The sequence below is a fragment of the Gluconobacter sp. Gdi genome (genome assembly GCF_014132155.1).
Lineage (GTDB): Bacteria > Pseudomonadota > Alphaproteobacteria > Acetobacterales > Acetobacteraceae > Gluconobacter.
The window spans coordinates 1-273 of the sequence record NZ_BLJQ01000090.1; the positions used below are offsets into that span (position 1 = coordinate 1).

The window sequence follows — 273 nt, forward strand, 5'->3', positions numbered from 1 at the left end:
CCTGTGGCCTTCTGCTTCAACATTCAGGGCATCACGCATCTGTCTGGCAACAGACAGGCGGGAACTGGTGTCATCCACCCTGCTCTGCTGGGAAGACACACCAGCGTCTGCGTCCACCTGGGACAGACTGCCATTGGACACGAGCACATTCGCCTGGGACTTCATGTGCGCCAGCTTGTCCTGCTCGGCTGCCAGCTGAACCGTCAGCTTTGACACTTCATCACCAGCGGCAGCGGCATTGCGCTGAAAGTCCAGAACCGCCGCCGCATTCTG

The 273-nt window shown here is 59.7% G+C and carries 1 protein-coding gene; it reads right to left on the minus strand.

Translation table 11 applies throughout. The features are described from left to right. Positions 1-273, minus strand: a 273-nt coding sequence (locus JN414_RS16615; protein WP_202208897.1) for a hypothetical protein, incomplete at both ends; no start/stop codon positions are given.